The sequence below is a fragment of the Lysobacter claricitrinus genome (assembly GCF_045866565.1).
GTDB lineage: Bacteria > Pseudomonadota > Gammaproteobacteria > Xanthomonadales > Xanthomonadaceae > Cognatilysobacter > Cognatilysobacter claricitrinus.
In genome coordinates this window covers 520,280-538,929 of sequence record NZ_BAAFZV010000001.1, presented here as the reverse complement: position 1 = coordinate 538,929, position 18,650 = coordinate 520,280, and the positions used below count along the sequence as shown (strand labels likewise).

Annotated in this window: 14 protein-coding genes and 1 pseudogene; 8 read left to right on the top strand and 7 right to left on the bottom strand. The window is 69.9% G+C overall.

Translation table 11 applies throughout. The features are described 5' to 3' along the window. Nucleotides 1–102: 102 nt before the first annotated feature. The 3 genes from ACKTTN_RS02365 to ACKTTN_RS02355 form a co-directional block, all read right to left on the bottom strand. Nucleotides 103–615 carry a hypothetical protein gene (locus tag ACKTTN_RS02365; protein ID WP_407908267.1) on the bottom strand — a complete coding sequence of 171 codons (513 nt, stop codon included), beginning with the start codon at nucleotides 613–615 and terminating at the stop codon, nucleotides 103–105. A gap of 239 nt (nucleotides 616–854) precedes the next feature. Further along, a complete protein-coding gene (gene tal, locus ACKTTN_RS02360) occupies nucleotides 855–1,805 on the bottom strand; it encodes a transaldolase (protein WP_407908266.1) in 951 nt (316 codons plus the stop codon). A 70-nt stretch (nucleotides 1,806–1,875) separates the two neighbouring features. Then, nucleotides 1,876–4,083, bottom strand: a complete 2,208-nt coding sequence (locus ACKTTN_RS02355) for a primosomal protein N' (protein WP_407908265.1) — start codon at nucleotides 4,081–4,083, stop codon at nucleotides 1,876–1,878. Between the two features lie 444 nt (nucleotides 4,084–4,527). Here ACKTTN_RS02355 and ACKTTN_RS02350 point away from each other — a divergent pair, with 444 nt between their 5' ends. Next, a complete protein-coding gene (locus tag ACKTTN_RS02350) occupies nucleotides 4,528–5,427 on the top strand; it encodes a hypothetical protein (RefSeq protein ID WP_407908264.1) in 900 nt (299 codons plus the stop codon). Then, a complete protein-coding gene (locus ACKTTN_RS02345) occupies nucleotides 5,417–6,049 on the top strand; it encodes a DUF3106 domain-containing protein (protein WP_407908263.1) in 633 nt (210 codons plus the stop codon). The genes ACKTTN_RS02350 and ACKTTN_RS02345 overlap by 11 nt, the downstream gene beginning before the upstream one ends. A gap of 7 nt (nucleotides 6,050–6,056) precedes the next feature. Here ACKTTN_RS02345 and ACKTTN_RS02340 read toward each other — a convergent pair whose 3' ends face one another. Continuing rightward, nucleotides 6,057–6,368 (bottom strand): DUF4286 family protein, encoded by a 312-nt coding sequence (locus ACKTTN_RS02340; protein ID WP_407908262.1) that lies wholly within the window; start codon nucleotides 6,366–6,368, stop codon nucleotides 6,057–6,059. A 1-nt stretch (nucleotide 6,369) separates the two neighbouring features. Continuing rightward, a complete protein-coding gene (locus ACKTTN_RS02335) occupies nucleotides 6,370–7,659 on the bottom strand; it encodes a DUF3667 domain-containing protein (protein ID WP_407908261.1) in 1,290 nt (429 codons plus the stop codon). Nucleotides 7,660–7,796: 137 nt separating this feature from the next. Between ACKTTN_RS02335 and ACKTTN_RS02330 the strand changes: the two genes are divergently transcribed. The 4 genes from ACKTTN_RS02330 (at nucleotide 7,797) to ACKTTN_RS02315 (ending at nucleotide 14,811) form a co-directional block, all read left to right on the top strand. Next, nucleotides 7,797–9,182 carry an MATE family efflux transporter gene (locus ACKTTN_RS02330; RefSeq protein ID WP_407908260.1) on the top strand — a complete coding sequence of 462 codons (1,386 nt, stop codon included), beginning with the start codon at nucleotides 7,797–7,799 and terminating at the stop codon, nucleotides 9,180–9,182. Between the two features lie 70 nt (nucleotides 9,183–9,252). Beyond that, the gene (gene sppA / locus ACKTTN_RS02325) at nucleotides 9,253–11,142 is read left to right on the top strand and encodes a signal peptide peptidase SppA (protein ID WP_407908259.1); all 1,890 of its coding nucleotides are present in this window, start codon (nucleotides 9,253–9,255) and stop codon (nucleotides 11,140–11,142) included. A 127-nt stretch (nucleotides 11,143–11,269) separates the two neighbouring features. After that, nucleotides 11,270–14,263 (top strand): ATP-binding protein, encoded by a 2,994-nt coding sequence (locus tag ACKTTN_RS02320; protein WP_407908258.1) that lies wholly within the window; start codon nucleotides 11,270–11,272, stop codon nucleotides 14,261–14,263. A gap of 137 nt (nucleotides 14,264–14,400) precedes the next feature. Then, entirely contained in the window at nucleotides 14,401–14,811 is a 411-nt protein-coding gene (locus ACKTTN_RS02315) for a response regulator (protein WP_407908257.1), read from the top strand. A gap of 9 nt (nucleotides 14,812–14,820) precedes the next feature. On the opposite strand, the gene ACKTTN_RS02310 is transcribed toward ACKTTN_RS02315, so the two are convergent. Continuing rightward, nucleotides 14,821–15,051 carry a hypothetical protein gene (locus tag ACKTTN_RS02310; protein WP_407908256.1) on the bottom strand — a complete coding sequence of 77 codons (231 nt, stop codon included), beginning with the start codon at nucleotides 15,049–15,051 and terminating at the stop codon, nucleotides 14,821–14,823. A gap of 67 nt (nucleotides 15,052–15,118) precedes the next feature. Here ACKTTN_RS02310 and ACKTTN_RS02305 point away from each other — a divergent pair, with 67 nt between their 5' ends. Next, entirely contained in the window at nucleotides 15,119–15,898 is a 780-nt protein-coding gene (locus ACKTTN_RS02305) for an SDR family oxidoreductase (protein ID WP_407908255.1), read from the top strand. 218 nt (nucleotides 15,899–16,116) lie between these two features. Here ACKTTN_RS02305 and ACKTTN_RS02300 read toward each other — a convergent pair. Further along, a pseudogene (locus ACKTTN_RS02300) lies at nucleotides 16,117–16,293 on the bottom strand (KGG domain-containing protein); the annotation flags it as partial. A gap of 368 nt (nucleotides 16,294–16,661) precedes the next feature. On the opposite strand from ACKTTN_RS02300, the gene ACKTTN_RS02295 reads away from it, so the two are divergent. Next, a complete protein-coding gene (locus ACKTTN_RS02295) occupies nucleotides 16,662–18,620 on the top strand; it encodes a transglycosylase domain-containing protein (protein WP_407908254.1) in 1,959 nt (652 codons plus the stop codon). Nucleotides 18,621–18,650: the final 30 nt, after the last annotated feature.

The window sequence follows — 18,650 nt, the reverse complement described above, 5'->3', positions numbered from 1 at the left end:
GCCGCGCCGGACTCTCCACGTCGCATAAGTTCCTGTAGTGGATTGACATTCATTGCAACCTCCTGTCGTCAATGTGGTGTAGCCATGCCATCGCGCAGCTGGCTACTTCGAAGGGTTGGTGACCGTCCAGGACGCGACCTGCAGGTCGCCTTCGCGCCCCGGCTGATTCCAAGATTCGATGTCGCCAGAACCGCCAACCTCGAGAACGCGATGGTCAGCGCTGTTCTCGAAGCGGGTGAGAAGCTGCCCATCGCCGCTGTACGCACTCAATTCCGGCATCTCCGTGCACACCCGGCAACGCGAGGCATCGGCGTCGCAGATCTCCTTGAAGTTGGCGCCAACGACGTTGGCAAGGCAGTCGGCATCGGGTTTCGGTTGCCAGCCTTGCTCCATGGCCTTCGCTCGAAAGCGTGCGTATGCCATGCCGGGTGAAACGCCGCTCACTGCCTCCGTGGAATGCGGCGTGGCCTCCGAAGCAGGCGCGGCATTGGGTGAGCTTTGTGCGGGGTGGGCGACTGTCGCCTCGGCGTGAGCTGCCGCCGTCGATGCGGGCGGCCGACTGCATGCCGTCAATGACAATGCGATGGAAGTGGCGACTAGCGCGAAGCGGTGCATGGAGCTCCTCCTTGAACACGAAAAATGCCGCCTCGGGCGAGTCAGCCAAAGGACGGTGCTTGGATGGGCGAGGTCACGATCGCGAGGGCTTCCAGCCATGCATTGCATATGCATGGCGAACGCGCAGCGTCGCGGAGGCTGAGAATGTGGATGCAGGTCGCAATGCGCCGGCGTCGCGGCGGAGACACCTGTGCGGCGATGACATATGCCCATCCTTGGGAGCGTCGAATCGTGGTGACCTAGCCTACCCGCGACCCCAGCAACGTTTCCAGCTTCACCTGGTCCTGCGCGAACTTGCGGATTCCGTCGGCGAGCTTCTCGGTCGCCATGGCGTCTTCGTTGTGCTGCCAGCGGAAGTGCGCTTCGTCGAGATACGCCGGTGCGTTCGTGCGACTGCCGTCGTCGATGAGTGCGCGATCGAGCGTGGTGTCGCTGGACTGCAGTTCGGCGAGCAACTCCGGCGAGATCGTGAGGCGGTCGCAGCCCGCCAGCGCGGTGATCTGGCCGATGTTGCGGAAGCTCGCGCCCATCACGACGGTGTCGTAGCCGTGGCGCTTGTACCACTGCCAGATGCGGGTGACGGACTGCACGCCGGGATCGTCCTGCGGGGTCGTCGGTTTCGCGGCGCCGTTGGCGATGTGCCAGTCGTAGATGCGGCCCACGAATGGCGAGATCAGGAACACGCCGGCTTCGGCGCATGCGACCGCCTGCGCGAACGAGAACAGCAGCGTGAGGTTGCAGTGGATGCCTTCGCGTTCGAGGCGCTCGGCGGCGCGGATGCCTTCCCACGTCGATGCGATCTTGATGAGCAGGCGGTCGCGGCCGATGCCGGCGGCGTCGTAAAGCTCGACGAGGCGATGCGCCTTCGCGATCGTCGCATCCGTATCGAAGCTAAGGCGCGCGTCGACTTCGGTGGAGACGCGGCCCGGGATGAGCTTGAGGATTTCGCCACCGATCGCGACGGCCAGGCGGTCCGATGCATCGGCGACGCGTGCGTCGTGGTCGATGCCCTGCGCGGCGGCGAATGCGCTTTCGACCAGCGAGGCATACGCCGGCAGCGCGGCCGCTTTCAGCAGAAGCGACGGATTGGTGGTCGCGTCGAGCGGACGGAAGCGTGCGATCGCATCGATGTCGCCGGTGTCGGCGACGACGGCGGACATTTCGCGCAGCTGGTCGAGCAAAGACGGCATGGGTGACTCCCTGGACGATCGCGGATTGTGCATGCCGCGGCGTGGGCGTGCCATCGATGCGGTGCGGGTGTCAGTAGAGATCGACCGGATCGACGTCGAGCGACCATCGCACCTTGCGTGCTTCCGGCAATTCGCGGATCGCGGGCAGCGCGGCGTCGAGTGCGGCATGCAGCGCGGGGCGCGCGTTGGACGAGACGACGAGTTGCGCGCGCTGGTAGCCGGCGCGACGTGGCATCGGCGCGGGCAGCGGACCGTGCGCGCTGAGCACGCTGCCGGGCGACGAGGCTTCGAGATGGCCGCGCACCTGCGCGAGGAATGAATTGGCGACGTCCATCTCCCGCGCTTCCGCGCGGAACATCGCCATGTGCGCGAACGGCGGGAACCCGGCGTTCTCGCGCAACGCGAGTTCCTCGTCGGCGAATCGCGTGTAGCCGCCGGTGAGCAAGGTGTGCAGCAGCGGGTGGTCGGGGTGGTGCGTCTGCAGCAGCACTTCGCCGGCCTTGTCGGCGCGACCTGCGCGACCTGCGACCTGCACGAGCAGTTGCGCGAGTTTTTCCGGCGCGCGGAAGTCCGCGGAGAACAGCCCTTCGTCGATGCCGACGACGGCGACCAGCGTGAGGCCCGGCAGGTCGTGGCCTTTCGCGAGCATCTGCGTGCCGACGAGGATGCCGGGCGCATCGCCGAGTGCATCGAGATGGCCGGCGAGCGCGTCACGATTGCGCGTGGTGCCTTTGTCGATGCGCACGACGGGGACATCGGGGAAACGTGCGGCCAGTGTCTCCTCGAGCTTCTCGGTGCCAGCGCCCTGCGGTTGCAACGCGAGGCCGCCGCAGTCCGGGCATGCATCGGGCGAGCGTCGTGCCGTTCCGCAGTGATGGCACTGCAGGCGACGGCCCTTCGCGTGCACGGTCATCGACGCATCGCAGCGCGGGCATTCGGCGGACCAGCCGCAGTCGTGGCAGAGCAGTACGGGCGCATAGCCGCGCCGGTTCTTGAACACCAGCGCCTGGCCGCCGCCATCGAGCGTGCGAGCGAGCGTGTCGATCAGTTCGTTCGACAGCCCGGCGTCGAGCGCGCGCTTGCGGACGTCGATGACGCGAACGCTCGGCGGCTTCGCCGCACCGGCGCGATGTCGAAGCTGCAGGTGCGTGTAGCGGCCCGTGCGGGCGTTGCGCAGCGACTCCATCGACGGCGTGGCGCTACCCAGCACGACGGGCACGCCGAGCGCGTGGCCGCGATACAGCGCGAAGTCGCGTGCGTGGTAGCGGATGCCGTCGAGTTGCTTGTAGCTGCCGTCGTGTTCCTCGTCGACGACGATGAGGCCGGCGTCCGGGAGCGGCAGGAACACTGCACTGCGCGTTCCGACGACGACGCGCGCCTGTCCGCGCAGGCATGCCGCCCAGGTGCGCGCGCGCTCGCCATCGGACAGGCCCGAATGCAGCGCGTACACCGGCACGCCCAGGCGCGCGCGAAAGCGGGCGAGCGTCTGCGGCGTCAGGCCGATTTCGGGCACCAGCACGAGCGCTTGCTTGCCGCGCGCGATGCAGTCGGCGATGGCGTGCAGGTAGACCTCGGTCTTGCCGCTGCCGGTGATGCCGTCCAGCAGGAACGCGTTGAACGCATCGCGCGAGTCGAGGATCGCGTCGATCGCGATGCGCTGTTCGTCGTTCGGTTCGGGGCCGGGACGCGCGGGCGTGCTCGCCGGCGGCATCGCCACGGGCTCGACCAGGCCGCGGCCTTCCAGGTTGCGCAGGGCGGCGCGCCAGTCGTCGAACAGGCTGTCGAGTTCGTCCTCGGCGATCGGACCATTGGCCAGCGACTCCGCGACGCGGCGCGGGCGGCCGGCGCGCAGGCGCGGCAGGGCGTCGACGCCGGCGGCGGTCAGGCGCCAGCCGATGCGGTCGGTGGCCGGCAGCGGGTCGCCGTGGCGCAGGAGCGTGGGCAGCGCGGTCGCGACCACCTCGCCGAACGGCTCGTGGGTGTAGCGGGCCAGCCAGCGCAGCGAGTCCCACAGCTCGCCGGCGAGCAGCGGTTCGGCGTCGAGGCGTTCGAGCGCCGGCTTCAGCTCCGCGCCCTCGTCGGCGGGCCCGACCGCGGCGATGACGCCCACCCGCTCGCGCGTCCCGAACGGCACGCGCACCCGGCAGCCGACGACGTCGCCGGCGTCGCCGTCCAGCGGCTGGTAGTCGAACAGGCGCGCCAGCGGAAGGCCGCCGATCGCGACCTTCCACACCGCGCTGGAAGCGGCTGTAGGGCGAAGGTCGGGCGAGTCGGGCATGGGGTGGAGTCTAGGGGCGGCGGCGGTGTCGGCGCGGCCCGAGGTTGGCGCGTATTGCTCCCGCCCGGGTGACGAATCGGACGTAAGTCCGCGTCCGTATTGAAGATCGGCCCTTATCCACATCGAGTGTGGATAAGTCTGTGAATCGAATGTCGGCCGACATGCGCAACCCCGTAAACACGGGCAGCGGCCGTGGGTTGGCGAAAAAATCACCAAGCCGGATATTCCCTGCCGGATCAATAGGTTGGGCGTGAAACACGACTGTCATGCTGGCCTTGGAACGTCGCAAATGCTGCGAATGACCGCCGCGTGACGGCTGTGCACAACGCTTTTGGCCGTGGAACCGCGTCACACAAGGCTGGAGCCGCGACGACCGCCGCTGTCAAGGTGTGCGTGAGGTGAAATTGGCGAGTGCCGACGAACGCGACGGCTATCATCCGGCGCATGTCGTTTTCCGCTTCGGCGCCGGCCCCGGCGCTTGCACAGCCCGCCGCGCTGGCCGCATTCCTTCGCGGCATCGACCGCCGCGCCGCCGTCTTCGCCGAGCTGCAGACCGGCGTGCCGTCGGTGGGCGACGCCGCCCTGACCCGGGCGATGGCGATCTTCCGCGAAGCCGCGGTCGAAACGCCGATGGCCGACTGGCCGCGCCTGTTCTGGACGCTGCTGCTGCGCCAGCCAGCGCTTCGTAACGCCCGCGAGGCGCGCATCGACGGGCTGCCGGCCTCGTCGCCGGCGGTACGCGTGGCGCTGTTGCTGCGGGTGGCGGCCGGGCTCGACGAGGCGACCGCGGCGGACGTGCTCGGCGTGCGGCCCGAAGCGCTGCGCGAGGCGGTGATCCGCGCGCTGCCGACCCTCGCCGACGGCGGCCCCGACGCCGCGGCCTGGACACGCCTGCAGCGCGACGTGCAGCAACGCATCCGTGACCTGCCCGCCGACCGCAGCCTGCAGCTGGCGCGTATCCGCGAAGGGGCGCTGGCCGGGCCGACCGAACGGTTCTTCCCGAAGCGCCCGGATCGCCGGCTCCGATGGGTCGCCGCATCGGCGGCACTCGTCGTCGTCGCGTTGGCCGCCACGCGCTGGTATGGCGCAGCGCGCGACGGCGTGGTGCGCATCGCGCCGTTGCCGCCCGCGGGCGAGCCCGCGAGCCGCTATGCGCGCGAGTCGGGCCTCATCGCGCATCCCGATTTCGAACTGCTGGCCGACCCCGACGGCGCGCGGCTTTCGCACGACGCCGCGTTCCTCAGCTGGATGGTCGGGCATGTCGCGCCGCCGGCCGAGCTCGCGCCCGCCGCGGGTGATGTGCCGGGCGAGCCGGAAACCAGCGAGGTGACCGATGCGCCGTAAGCCGCGACTCATCGTGCTCGCGTGCCTGTGCGTTGTCGGCTGGGCGGGTGCGCAGGCGCTGCCCGACGACCTGCAGGACGTCGCGGCGTTGCTGCAACCGTTGCAGCGCGCGGCGCTGCAGGCGCATGCGCGCATCTGGTCGACTTGGACCGACGGCGAGCGCGCTGCGTTCGCGCAGCGCGCGGCGGCCTGGGATCGCTTGCCGGTCGGCGAACGCGGCGAAGGCCGCGCGGACTGGCAGGCGTGGCGGCAATTGCCGCAGGACGAGCAGGCACGCGTGCGCGCGGCGGCCGCGCAGTACGCCGCGCTCGACGCGCCGACGCGCCAGGCGTTGCACGTCCAGTTCGACCAGCTCGACGCGAGCGAGCGTCGCGGCTGGCGGCTCGGCCCGACGCTCGGCGTCGACTATCCGCGCCTGCAGCCGTTGCTCGCCCAGGTGCCGCCCGAGGATCGCCGCGACCTGCTGCGCACGCTGCGCGCGATGACACCCGATCAGCGCGGCCAGCTCGCGGTGCTCGTGCAGCGCACGCCGCCGCAGGCGCGGGAGGCGTTGCGCCGCGAACTGGTGTCGACTTCGGATGCGAACCGCGCGGCGTGGCTGACGCTGCGGCTCGAGCGCTGAGGCGCGCTCAGTCGAAGCGGTCGAGCGGCCGCATCACCCGGCGCTGCGTGCGCACGCTGTCGCCGAAACGTTCCAGGCCTTCCGCGCGCAGACGCGGCGCGTGCTCGCGCAGGTAGGCATCGAGCGCGTCCGCATCGACAACGCGGTAGCGCATGCACAGCCGCATGCGATCCGGATCGTCGGGATCGAGCACTTCGTCGACGTCGGCGCCGGTGAAGCCTGGCAGCGTGAGGATCTCGGCGACGTGCGCCTCGAGCCAGTCCAGATACTGCGTACGCAGCGCGGCATCCACATCGGCGGTGACTTCGTAGGTCAGCATGTCAGTGCGCACTGGTGAGGCCGGCGAACGCGGTGTAGACCGACGCGCCGATGATCAGGAACTGGTAGAGGAACGCGACGACGAGGTACTTGCCGATCGTGATCGCCCAGTGCTGGCCGTACACGCGATGCTGCATCAGCAACAGATAGATGCCTGCCCAAAGCCACAGCAGCAGCGTCACCGGCACGGTGACGGCGGCCGACAACGGCGACAGGGCGAGCACGAAACTCGCGAAGAGCGTGAACAGCAGGAAGGCGTGGCTGTACAGCGCAACGACGAGGTGTTCCAGGTACGTGCGCCCGCTGCCGAGGTAGAGCACCTTCAGCATCAGCGCGAACAGCGGGAGCATGAGGAACAGTGCCGACGGCACCGCCGCCAGCATCAGCTGGAACACGAAGGTGCCGTTGTCCTTCATGCGGTCGACGTTGTCGGCGAAGTTCGCGATGCGATGGTTGAACCAGCGGTCGCCGAAGTCGGGCAGCCACGGAAGGTCGGCCGGGTTCGTCTTCGCATCCCACGGGAGCTTGGGATCGCGCAGCTTCGCGCCGCGGATGCCGCGCATCATCTTGTCCATCGACGCGCGCGTGTCGTCGGAGTCGTCGTCCGCTTCGTCACGGTGCTTCCCGCCGCGGCCGGCTTTCGTCGACTCCTTGTCCGACTCGTCGGTGGGCGTCACGCTCAGCGAAACACCGTTCGGCTTCGCCGGCGGCGTCGCGACAGCCGTGGCGGCGGGCGGCGCGTGCGTGCGCAACTCGGCGATGCGCGCGGCGGCCTTGGCGCGCGCTTCCGCCTCGGCGGTATCCAGCGCACGCGCCATGAACGGCACGTTCTTGACCTTCTCGCGCCCCGTATTGATGCCTTCGATCGTCTCCGTCAGCTTCTTCTGCACCTCGGCTTCGGTCTTCGCCGCGTCGAACGAGGAGTCGCCCTTTCCGGTGTCGACCACGTTGATGTGCGTCTTGCTCGGCGCTTCGACGCCATCGTCGTCGCTGACGGTCAGCCGGCCGACGAAGAACGTGATGACCACCAGCACCAGGAACAGGCGCAGCGGCGGGATGTAGCGCACGCGGTGGCCGCGCAGGTAGTTGCAGGCGACGCGGCCGGGCACGAAGAGGTCGCGGAACGTGCGGAATGCGCGCCCGTCGAGGTGCCAGAACGACTCGAACACTTCTTCCAGCGCGTGGGTGAAGCTGCTCAGCGGGTTGTGCGCGTTCTGTCCGCAGGCATGGCAGTAATGACCCTGCAGCATGGTGCCGCAGTTGTCGCAGGCGATCGGTGTATCGGCGTGCATCGCGGTCCCCTCGCGGCTCGGCGCGCATTGCAGCACGCGCGCGGCGTTTGCGCGACCACCGCGTCGCCGCCATCGCATCGCGCGCTGGCGGTGGGCAGCGCCCGGGCCTACGATGGCCCGCCGCGTCCGAGCCCGTCGTGTCCGCGCCTGCACGCTTCCCCCACGAGATCCGCCGCACCGCGACGCTCGCCGCGCCGCTGGTCGCCGGGCATGTCTCGACCGGCCTGATCGGTTTCGTCGACAGCACCATCGCCGGCCAGCACGGCACGTCGACGCTCGCCTCGGTCGCGGTGGGCACCGCGTTGTTCTGGCTGCCGATGATGGTGCCGATGGGCACGCTGATGGCGATGCCACCGTCGGTCTCGCATCTGGATGGCGCGGGGCGTCGCGACGAGATCGGTGCGCTGTTCCGTCAATCGCTGTGGCTGGCGTTCGGCCTCGGCCTGCTGATGTTCGTGTTCCTGACGCTGGCGCCGCGCGCGCTCGCACCGTTCGGCATCGCGCCCGACATCGTTCCGGGCGCGACCGCCTTCATGCACGGCATCCGCTGGGGCGTGCCCGCGCTGACCTGCTACCTCGCGATGCGCTACCTCGCCGAAGGCCTGCACTGGACGCTGCCAACCATGGTGCTCGGTGGCGGCGGCCTCGTCGTGCTGGTGCCACTGGGCTACGTGCTGACGTTCGGTGCGTTCGGCCTACCCGAACTCGGCGCGGGCGGGCTGGGCATCGCGTCGTCGGTGATGATGTGGCTGCAGGCGCTGGCCTTCGCCGCCGTGCACGCGAAGGCGCCGCGCATGCGCGACATCTGCGTGTTCGGTCGTTTCGATCCGCCGCGCTGGTCGACCATCCGCGAGCTGCTCGCCACCGGCCTGCCGATCGGCGTGACGGTGCTGATGGAGGGCGGGCTGTTCATCGCGACCGCGTTGCTGGTCGCGCGGCTCGGGCCGACGCCCGCGGCCGCGCACCAGATCGCGATCAACGTCGCCAGCCTGTGCTTCATGGTGCCGCTCGCGGTGGCGGAGGCGACCACCGTGCGCGTCGGCCATGCGCTGGGGCGCGGCGACGCCGCCGGCCTGCGTCGCGCAGCGCTCGCCGGCTACGTCATCGTGCTGACGACGCAGTTCATCTCGGCCAGCTTGCTGCTCGCCGGCAACCACGCGGTGGTGCGGCTGTACACGCACGACGCGCAGGTCGCGACGCTGGCCGCCTCGCTATTGCTCTACGCCGCCGCGTTCCAGTTCCCGGACGGCGTGCAGGTGCTGTCGGCCGGCGCGTTGCGGGGGCTCAAGGACACCCGCGTGCCGATGGGCCTGGCGGCGTTCGCGTACTGGGGCGTCGGCATGCCGCTGGGAGCGACGCTGGGCCTCGGCCTGCTCGGCAACGCGCCATGGGGTCCGCGCGGGATGTGGACCGGGCTGATCGCCGGACTGACCGTCGCCGCGGTGCTGCTCTGCAGCCGCTTCTCGCGCTCCAGCCGGCCGGAGCGGGTGGCCCGGCTGGCCACGGGCGAAACGGCCCGGTGACCTCTGGGGCATGACCGCCGCGGCCCGGCCCGGTACCCTGTCACTGCAATCTTTCCGAGACAAATCCCCGATGAACTCCACCCGTCGCGGCCCCATCGCGAGCGTTTTCGTCGGCCTGTGGGACGTGATGAATTTCACGCGCCGGCTGATCGTCAACATCGTCTTCTTCGGCCTGCTGCTGCTGTTCGCGCTGCTGTTCATCGCCTCGCTCGCGGGCGGCAACGCGCATCCGCTGCTGCCGCGCACCACGCTGGTCATCGCGCCACAGGCGACGCTGGTCGAGCAGTTCACCAGCGACCCGGTCAGCCGCGCGTTCAACAAGAGCCTCGGCGGGCGCAGCGAAGAGCTGCAGCTGCGCGACGTGCTGCGCGCGCTCGACGCCGCGCAGCGCGACAAGAACATCGAACGCGTGTTCCTGCATGTCGACGACCTGCAGGGCGGCGGCATGGCCTCGCTGCGCGAGGTCGCGGCCGCGATCGCGCGCGTTCGCGCCAGTGGCAAGCAGGTGGTCGCGTTCTCCGAACAGATGGACCAGAAGCAGTACCTGCTCGCCGCGCAGTCCAACGAGGTCTACCTTGACCCGATGGGCCAGGTGACGCTGGAAGGCCTTGCGCGCTATCGCCAGTACTTCCGCGAAGGCCTGCAGGACAAGCTCGGCGTCGACGTGCACCTGTTCAAGGTCGGCACGTACAAGTCGGCCGCCGAGCCCTACGTGCTCGATGCCGCGTCGCCGGCGTCGAAGGAAGCCGACCTGTTCTGGATGAACGACGTGTGGCAGCGCTACCTCGGCGACATCGCCAAGGCGCGCAAGCTCGATGTCGCCACGCTCACCAACGACGTCAACACGCTGCCCCAAGGCGTTGCGTCCGTGCAGGGCGACCTCGCGCAGCTCGCACTCAACGAACACCTGGTCGATGGCCTGAAGACGCGACAGGAAGTGTGGGACCTGCTGCGCAAGCGCGGCGTGGCCGACGACGACGCGACCGGCGGCTTCCGTCGCATCGAGCTTGACGACTACATCGCGCACCTCGACAAGGGCATCGAAGGCGTGGTGCCGGAGAAGCACGTCGCCGTGGTGGTGGCCGAGGGCGAGATCACCGGCGGCGATGCGCCCCCGGGCAAGGTCGGCGGCGATTCCACCAGCGAACTGCTGCGCCAGGCGCACGACGACGACAACGTCGCCGCGGTGGTGCTGCGCGTGAATTCGCCCGGCGGCGAAGTGTTCGCCTCCGAGCAGATCCGCCGCGAAGTCGTGCGCCTGAAGGACGCCGGCAAGCCGGTCGTCGTGTCGATGGGCGACGTCGCGGCGTCGGGCGGCTACTGGATCAGCATGAACGCCGATCGCATCTACGCCGATCCGTCGACCATTACCGGCTCGATCGGCATCTTCGGCGTGATCCCGACCTTCTCGCGCGCGCTGGAGAAGATCGGCGTGCACACCGACGGCGTCGGCACCTCGCCGTATGCCGGCGCGTTCGACCTGACGCGTCCGCTCGACCCGCAGGTCGGCACGGTCATCCAGACCGTGATCGAGAAGGGCTACCGCGACTTCACCGGTCGCGTCGCCAAGGCGCGCGGTCGCACCGTCGAGCAGATCGATTCGATCGCGCAGGGCCGTGTGTGGAGCGGCGCGCAGGGCAAGGAGCGCGGCATCGTCGACGCGATGGGCGGGCTGCAGGACGCGCTCGACGACGCGGCGCAGCGTGCCAAGCTCGGCAAGCGCGGCGACTACGACGTGCGCTACATCGAAAAGACGGCGACGCCGTTCGAGAAGTTCTTCAGCGGCATCGCCGAAAGCCGCATCGGCATGGGCCTGATGCGCGAGTCCGACATGGCGCGCGCGCTGCTGGTGAAGACGGCGCCGCAGGCCGCGCGCGACCTCAAGTTCCTCGAAGCCTCGGCGAACGATCGCCGCGGCGCGCCGGTCAAGGCGGTCGCCTACTGCTTCTGCGGGCTCTGAGTCCGCAGAAGCGTTGAAACGGGGGCGGCTTCGGCCGCCTTCGTCGTTTACGGGCCTGAAGAGCGGCCACGACGGCAGCTGCACGGGGCGCGGATATAGTGGCCCGCCTCCGTCCGGTCGCTGCCGAATGTCCGAGCCGTCCCGCCCGCCCGCCGACGCCGGAGCCCGTGCACTGCACCGGCTCGCGTTCCTCGCGTGCGCCGGCGAGCAGCTCGCGTCGTCGCTCGACTATGCGACCACGCTGCGCGGCGTCGCGCGACTGGCGATTCCCGAGCTGGGCGACTTCTGCGTGGTTGACGTGGTCGAAGGCGACGGTCTGCGCCGCGTCGCGGCCGAACACGTGCGGGCGGACAAGCAGGCGCTGGTGCAGGCGCTGGCCCAGGCCAATCCCGACCCGGCGCATTCGCCCGCGCCCGCCGGCCGCGTGCTCGCCAGCGGCATGACCGAGCGCATCGAGGCCCTCACTCCCGAAGCGCTTGCAAGCCACACGCGCAGCCCCGAGCACCTGCAACTGGCGCGCGACATCGACATCCGGTCCAGCCTTGCGGTGCCGATGATCGCGCACGGCATGGTGGTCGGCGTCATGTCGCTGGGCATCACCGAATCCGATCGCCGCTACGACGCGGACGACCAGTTGCTGGCCGAGGAACTCGCGCGACGTGCCGCGCTCGCGGTCGAGAACGCGCGCCTGTACGGCGCCGTGCAGGGTGAGCTGCAGCGACGCGAACGCGCGGAGTCCGAGCTTCGCCTGTCCGAGCATCGCTTCCGCGCGATCATGGAGCAGTCGCCGCTGTCGACGCAGCGGCTCGCGCCGGACGGCCGCACCATCGGCGTCAACGCCGCATGGGAAAAACTCTGGGGTCTCACGCTCGAATCGCTCGGCGACTACAGCGTGCTCACCGATCCGCAACTGGAGAGCAAGGGTATCGCGCCGCTGCTCCGCCGCGCGTTCGCCGGCACGCCGACGCTGCTGCCGACCATCGCCTACGACCCGCACGAAACGCTGCCGTCGGCCAGCACGCACGACGACGCCACGCGCTGGGTCAGCGCCTACGCCTATCCGGTGCGCGACGACAACGGTGCGATCAACGAAGTCGTACTGGTGCACGACGACGTCACCGACGCGCGCCGCGCCGAGGCGCGCCTGCTGCGCAGCGAGGAACGCCTCAATCGCGTGCTCGTCGCGGGCGGGCTGGTGACGTGGGACTGGGACATCGCCAGCGGCCACGTGCAGTGCTCGACCAACGCGCGCGAGTTCTTCAGCGTCGACGTCGGCCAGCGCGACGAGTTCATGCGCACGATCCATCCGGAGGATCTGCCCCGGCTGGAAGTCGTGGCGCTCGAGGCCATGCGCACCGGCGTGTTCGACATGCTCGAGTACCGGCTGCGCGCCACGGCCGGCGTCGAGCGCTGGGTGCAGACGCGCGGGCAGGTCGAGTTCGACCACGACGGCAATCCCGCGCGCATGCTCGGCATCACCGTCGACGTGACCGAACGCCATCGCGCCGAGGCGGCCGCGCGCCTGCTGGCGGACGCCGGCGAAGCGCTGGGTGCATCGCTCGACTACACGACCACGCTCGACAACCTCGCGCGCATCGTGGTGCCGCAGGTGGCCGACTGGTTCGCTGTTGACCTGCTCGATGACGACGGCGAACTGCAACGCGTCGCGGTCTACCACCCCGATCCGGCGCGCATCGACATCGCCAAGGAATTCTTCCGGCGCTATCCACCGCGTCGCGGGCATGGCGGCAGCTGGAAGGTGATCGAAACGCGCCAGCCCGAATGGATGGCGGATCTTCCCGAGCAGCTCATCCGCGACAACGCGATCGACGCCGATCATGCGCGCCTGTTGCTCGGCCTGAAGCTGCGTTCGTTCATCATCGTGCCGCTGATCGCGCGCGATTCGGTGATCGGCGTGCTCACCCTGGTGCATGCCGAAAGCGGGCGCCGCTACACCGAAGCCGACGTCGCCTTCGCGCTCGACCTCGCGCGTCGCGCCGCCACCGCCGTCGACAACGCGCGCCTGCACCTGCAGCTGCAGGACGAACACCGCCGCAAGGACGAATTCCTCGCCACGCTCGCGCACGAGCTGCGCAATCCGCTGGCGCCGTTGCGCACCGGCCTCGCGCTCATGCAGATGACCGACGATCCCGCCGTGGCATCGCGCGCGCGCGAAGTCATGGGGCGCCAGCTCGGCCACATGGTGCGGTTGATCGACGACCTGCTCGACCTGTCGCGGGTGACGCGCGGCGCGATCGAACTGCAGCGCCGCATCGTCGAACTCGGCGACGTGCTCGATATCGCGCTGGAAACGAGCGGCCCGTTGCTCGATGCGGCGCAGCTCACGCTCGAGGTCGATGTCGACGATCCGGCCACGCCGCTCGACGCCGACGACACGCGGCTGGCGCAGGTGCTGACCAACCTGCTCAACAACGCCGCGAAGTTCACGCCGGCCGGCGGTCGCGTCGCCGTGCGCGCACGGCGCACTGGCGGGCGCGTGCGCGTCGAGGTGGCGGACACCGGCATCGGCCTGGCGCCGGCGCAGCTCGAGCGCATCTTCGACATGTTCGCGCGTGGGGACGGTTCGGAAGAGCAGGGCGGACTCGGCATCGGTCTCACCCTCGCGCGCCGCCTCGCCGAACTACACGGCGGCCATCTGCATGCGGAGAGCGACGGGCCGGGCCTGGGCAGTCGTTTCGTGCTCGAACTTCCGGTGGCTGCGGCCGCGCGTGCTACGTCCCTGGCCTCGCTGCCGGCGGATACGCGTGAGGTGCGTCGCGTGCTGGTGGTCGACGACAACACCGACGCCGCCCTCACGCTCACCGCCTTCCTCGAACTCGACGGCCACGACGTGCGCAGCGCGGCGAGCGGTGCGGCGGCGCTCGACGTCATCGAACAGTTCGTGCCCGACATCGCCTTCCTCGATCTCGGCATGCCGGGCATGAGCGGCTACGAACTCGCAGGCCACCTGCGCGCGGATGCACGCATGGCGGCGACGCGACTGGTCGCGCTGACCGGCTGGGGCCGCAGCGAGGACCGCGACCGCACGCGCGAAGCGGGTTTCCACGCGCACCTGACCAAGCCCGTCGACCCGGCCGCGCTGCTCGCATTGCTTGCATGAGTGCCTGAACGCCGCGGGCACGAGGCTGTTCCGGCGCTGAACACGCATCGCGCGAAGTGCCGCGTTTCACGCCTGCTAGTGCCGGTGCACGGGACAGTGGCGGCGAACCGGCCATGAGGGCCGCACGCACTTCGATCATGGATACGAGCAGCACCGGCGGGGCAATCCTCATCGTCGAGGACAATCCCGACATCCGCGACACCTTCCGCACGCTCTTCGAGCTGGAGGGTTTCGACGTGCAGCTCGCCGTCAACGGCGAGGACGCGCTCGCGCGCCTGGATCGCAGTGAAGAGTCGCCGTGCATGATCCTGCTCGACCTGTCGATGCCGGTGATGGACGGCTGGCAGTTCCTCGACGTGCTGCGCGCGCGCGAACACGGGTCGGAGATTCCGGTCGCGGTGCTCAGCGCGAATGTCGACGCCAACGTCTCGCGGGACCTGCGCACCCGCTACGGATGCCGCGTATTGCGCAAGCCGGCGTCGGTGGATGCGTTGCTCGGCGTCGTGCGCAGCTGCCGCGAGGCCAGGCCGGGCCCGACGCTGCACTGATTCGCGCGGCTAGTTGCCCGACGTCGCGGCTTCGATCGCGTCGTCCTGCGACTTCGCCGATGCATCGGCCGCCGACTGCGTCGCCTTGGCCTTGTTGATCGGGTCGTCGATCGCGCGCCGGAGATCGTCGTGGCTCGCCGCGGACTGCGGTTCGACCGGCTTGTCCTTGTCGGGCATCGCCGGCTTGGAGCATGCGGCGAGCAGGGCGAGTGCGGCGACGGCAGCGAACGCTCGGGTCATGTCGGTCTCCAGCGGACAGGGCGCGTCCGTCGACGGCTATCCTACGCGCCAGCCCGCCGGAGGACGCATGGACGATCGACGCTGGAGACTCGACGGCCGACTCGCACTGATCACCGGCGGAAGCGCGGGCATCGGCCGCGCCATCGCCCGCGAACTGCTCGGCTTCGGCGCCGACGTGATGCTCGCCGCGCGCGACGGCGATGCGCTTGAAACCGCGCGGCTCGAACTCGCGGACGACTTCCCGGATCGGCTGGTCATGGCGTTCACCGCCGACGTCGGTGTGGACGAACAACGCCGCGAACTGCTCGACTGGGTCGAAGACCAGGCCGAAGGCCAGCTCGACATCCTGGTCAACAACGCCGGCGGCAACCTCAGCAAGCCGGCCACGGACTACGCCGACGACGAATGGCGGCAGGTGTTCGAGGTCAACCTCTTTTCCGCATTCGAGCTGTCGCGCTATGCGCACCCGTTGCTCACGCGGCATGCGAGTTCGAGCATCGTCAACGTCGGCAGCGTGTCCGGCCTGACCCACGTCCGCACCGGCGCGCCCTACGGCATGGCCAAGGCCGCGCTGCACCAGATGACGCGCAACCTCGCGATCGAATGGGCCGACGACGGCGTGCGCGTCAATTCCGTCGCGCCTTGGTACATCCGCACGCGGCGCACGTCGAGCAAGCTGTCCGACCCCGACTACCTCGACGACGTGCTGGTGCGCACGCCGCTCGGCCGCGTCGGCGAACCGGAGGAAGTCGCTGCGGCGGTTGCGTTCCTGTGCCTGCCCGCCGCCGGATACATCACCGGCGAATGCATCGCGGTGGACGGCGGCTTCCTGCGTTACGGGTTCTGATCTCGTTGGCGATGACGCAATGAAAAGCGCCCTCGAAGGGCGCTTTTCGTCTTCATCGTCGCGTGCGGTCAGCGCACGTCGCGGCCGCCGGCATTCATGCCACCGCTCATGTCGCGCGAGGGAGCGCCACGGTTCGGCGTGAACTGGCCCTGGTTGTCGCGCGACGCATTGCCCGCCGACAGGCCCTGGTCCTCGTTGCGCGATGCATTCGGATTGGCGCGACGGTTGCCACCGCCCGACGCCTCGCCGCCCTTGCGACCGATCGCCGCCATGTGCTCGCGGTCCTGGCTCACCGCCTCGCCACCCTTGCGGGCGATCTCGCGCTGTTCGCGCGGGTCCATCGCCGCGAAACCTCGGTTGCTGCGGCCTGTGGTGTTGCCGTCGTTATTCGCCATGTCCAAAGCTCCTTGTCTGCGATCTGGGTCGCGTGGGGGATAAAGGGTCTTCGTCTCCGGGTCGGTGTCGTCGCAGTCCACGGCGTCGACCCGGGCCCGATCCTAGGCACACGGCCGTTAGCAGGCGGCTTTGGCATGGTGAAAGCGCAGCTAACGCGATTCAGCTGTTTCAGTGTTCGCGCGCTCCGTTCCAGTTCGATGTGAAGACGCATGGCGCGCGCTTTGTCGACCTGTCGTACTCACGTGCGCGGTGGTAAACCGTCGACATGCTGAAGACGCCTTACGACGGAGCCGGCGACGCGCCGGCCCCCGAATCCGCGACACCTCCCGCGCCCCGGACCCCCATCCCGCTCCTGCAGCGACGCCTCGTGCGTGCGGGATTGATCGCGACCGCGGTGGTCGTGCTCGTGTTCGCATGGGTGGCGTGGCGGCTCCCGCTCGATCGCGCGCTGCAACCGCTCCCCGATCCCACGCTCGTGCTCGTCGACCGCAATGGCGTGGCGTTCGCGCGCCGCGGTGCGGTGAAGGAGCCTCCGGTCGACGCGCGCACGCTGCCCGCGCACGTGACCGGGGCGGTGATCGCGATCGAGGACCGGCGCTTCTATCACCACTTCGGCATCGATCCGCGCGGCATCGCGCGTGCGCTGCTCAGCAACTGGCATGCGGGCGGCGTGCGCCAGGGTGGCAGCACGATCACCCAGCAGCTGGCCAAGACCGCGTTCCTCGAGCCCGACCGCACGATCCGCCGCAAGGTGCGCGAGGCGCTGATCGCGGTCTACCTGGAGGCGCGGCTCTCCAAGCCGGAGATCCTGTCGCGCTATCTGAGCTCGATCTATTTCGGCGACGGCGTCTACGGCCTGCGCGGCGCGGCGCACCACTATTTCGGCAAGGAGCCGGAAAACCTCTCGATCGGCGAGGCCGCGATGCTGGCCGGGTTGGTGAAGGCGCCGAGCGCGCTGTCGCCCACCCACGACCGCAAGGCCGCGCTGAAGCGCATGCGCGTGGTGCTGCAGGCGATGGTCGACGCCGGCGTCATCACCAAGGCGCAGGCCCGCGCGGTGCGCGATCCACGCGTTCTGCCGTCGACCGAACGGCTCACCGGCGGCACCTGGTTCGCCGACTGGGTGGCGTCGCAGGCGCGCGAGGCGTTCGATGCCGACTACGGCGAGATCCGCGTGCAGACGACGCTGGATGCGCGCATGCAGAAGCTCGCCCAGCGCGTGGTGCAGCACTGGCTGGCCGGCGAGGGCCGGCGCGTGGGCGCGACGCAGGCGGCCCTGGTCGCGATGCGGCCGAACGGCGAGGTGATGGCGCTGGTCGGCGGCCGCGACTACACGCAGAGCCAGTTCGACCGCGCCACGCAGGCGCGTCGCCAGCCCGGCTCGGCGTTCAAGCTGTTCACCTATTACGCCGCGCTGCGCAGCGGGGCGACGCCGGACACGCTGGTCGACGATGCACCGATCACGCTCGGCAAGTGGTCACCCTCGAACTACGACGGGCACTACTCCGGGCCGATCCCGCTGCGCGACGCGCTGGCGAAATCGAGCAACGTCGCCGCGGTGCGGCTGGTCCAGCGGGTCGGCCCCGGCGCGGTGGTGCAGGCCGCGCGCGACCTCGGCGTCGCCAGCCCGCTCGGTACCGATCCGTCGATCGCGCTGGGCACCTACGAAGTCACGCTGCTCGAGCTGACCGCCGCCTACGCCGCGTTCGCGCAGGGCGCCGCGCCGGTCACGCCGCATGGGCTTCCGGACGCCAACCTGCCGCCATCGTCGTCCATCGATCCGGTATTGCGGACTGAAATGCTGGACATGCTGTGGCAGGTGGTCGACCGCGGCACCGGCCGCGCCGCGCGTTTGGGCATCCCGACCTTCGGCAAGACCGGCACCACCCAGGAGCACCGCGACGCCCTGTTCGTCGGCATGGCCGGCGACCTGGTGGTCGGCGTCTGGGTCGGCAACGACGACGGCACGCCCATGCGTGGCGTCACCGGCGGCGCACTTCCGGCGCGCATGTGGCGCGACTTCATGACCAGCGCGGTGCGGCTGGCGCCCGGCGGCGCGGCGCTGCAGCGTCCGGCGGTCGCGCTGCCGCCGGTCGTGCAGGTGGCCGAGCCAGATGACGAGACCATGTACGGCGGCGAGGGCGAGGTGCTGCCCGAACCGGTGGACGAGGACGCGCCCGAGGACGTCACCGCCCCGGAAGCGCCGCCCGCCGACGAGCCCGCGCCGGAGCCCGTGCCCGCGACCGAACCGCCGGCGGACGCGACCGAGCCGGCGCCCGCCCCGGAACCGCCACCGCCTCCGCCGACCGACGACAACGGGCAGTAGTCGTGCGGCTTACTCGGCGTCGATAGGCGA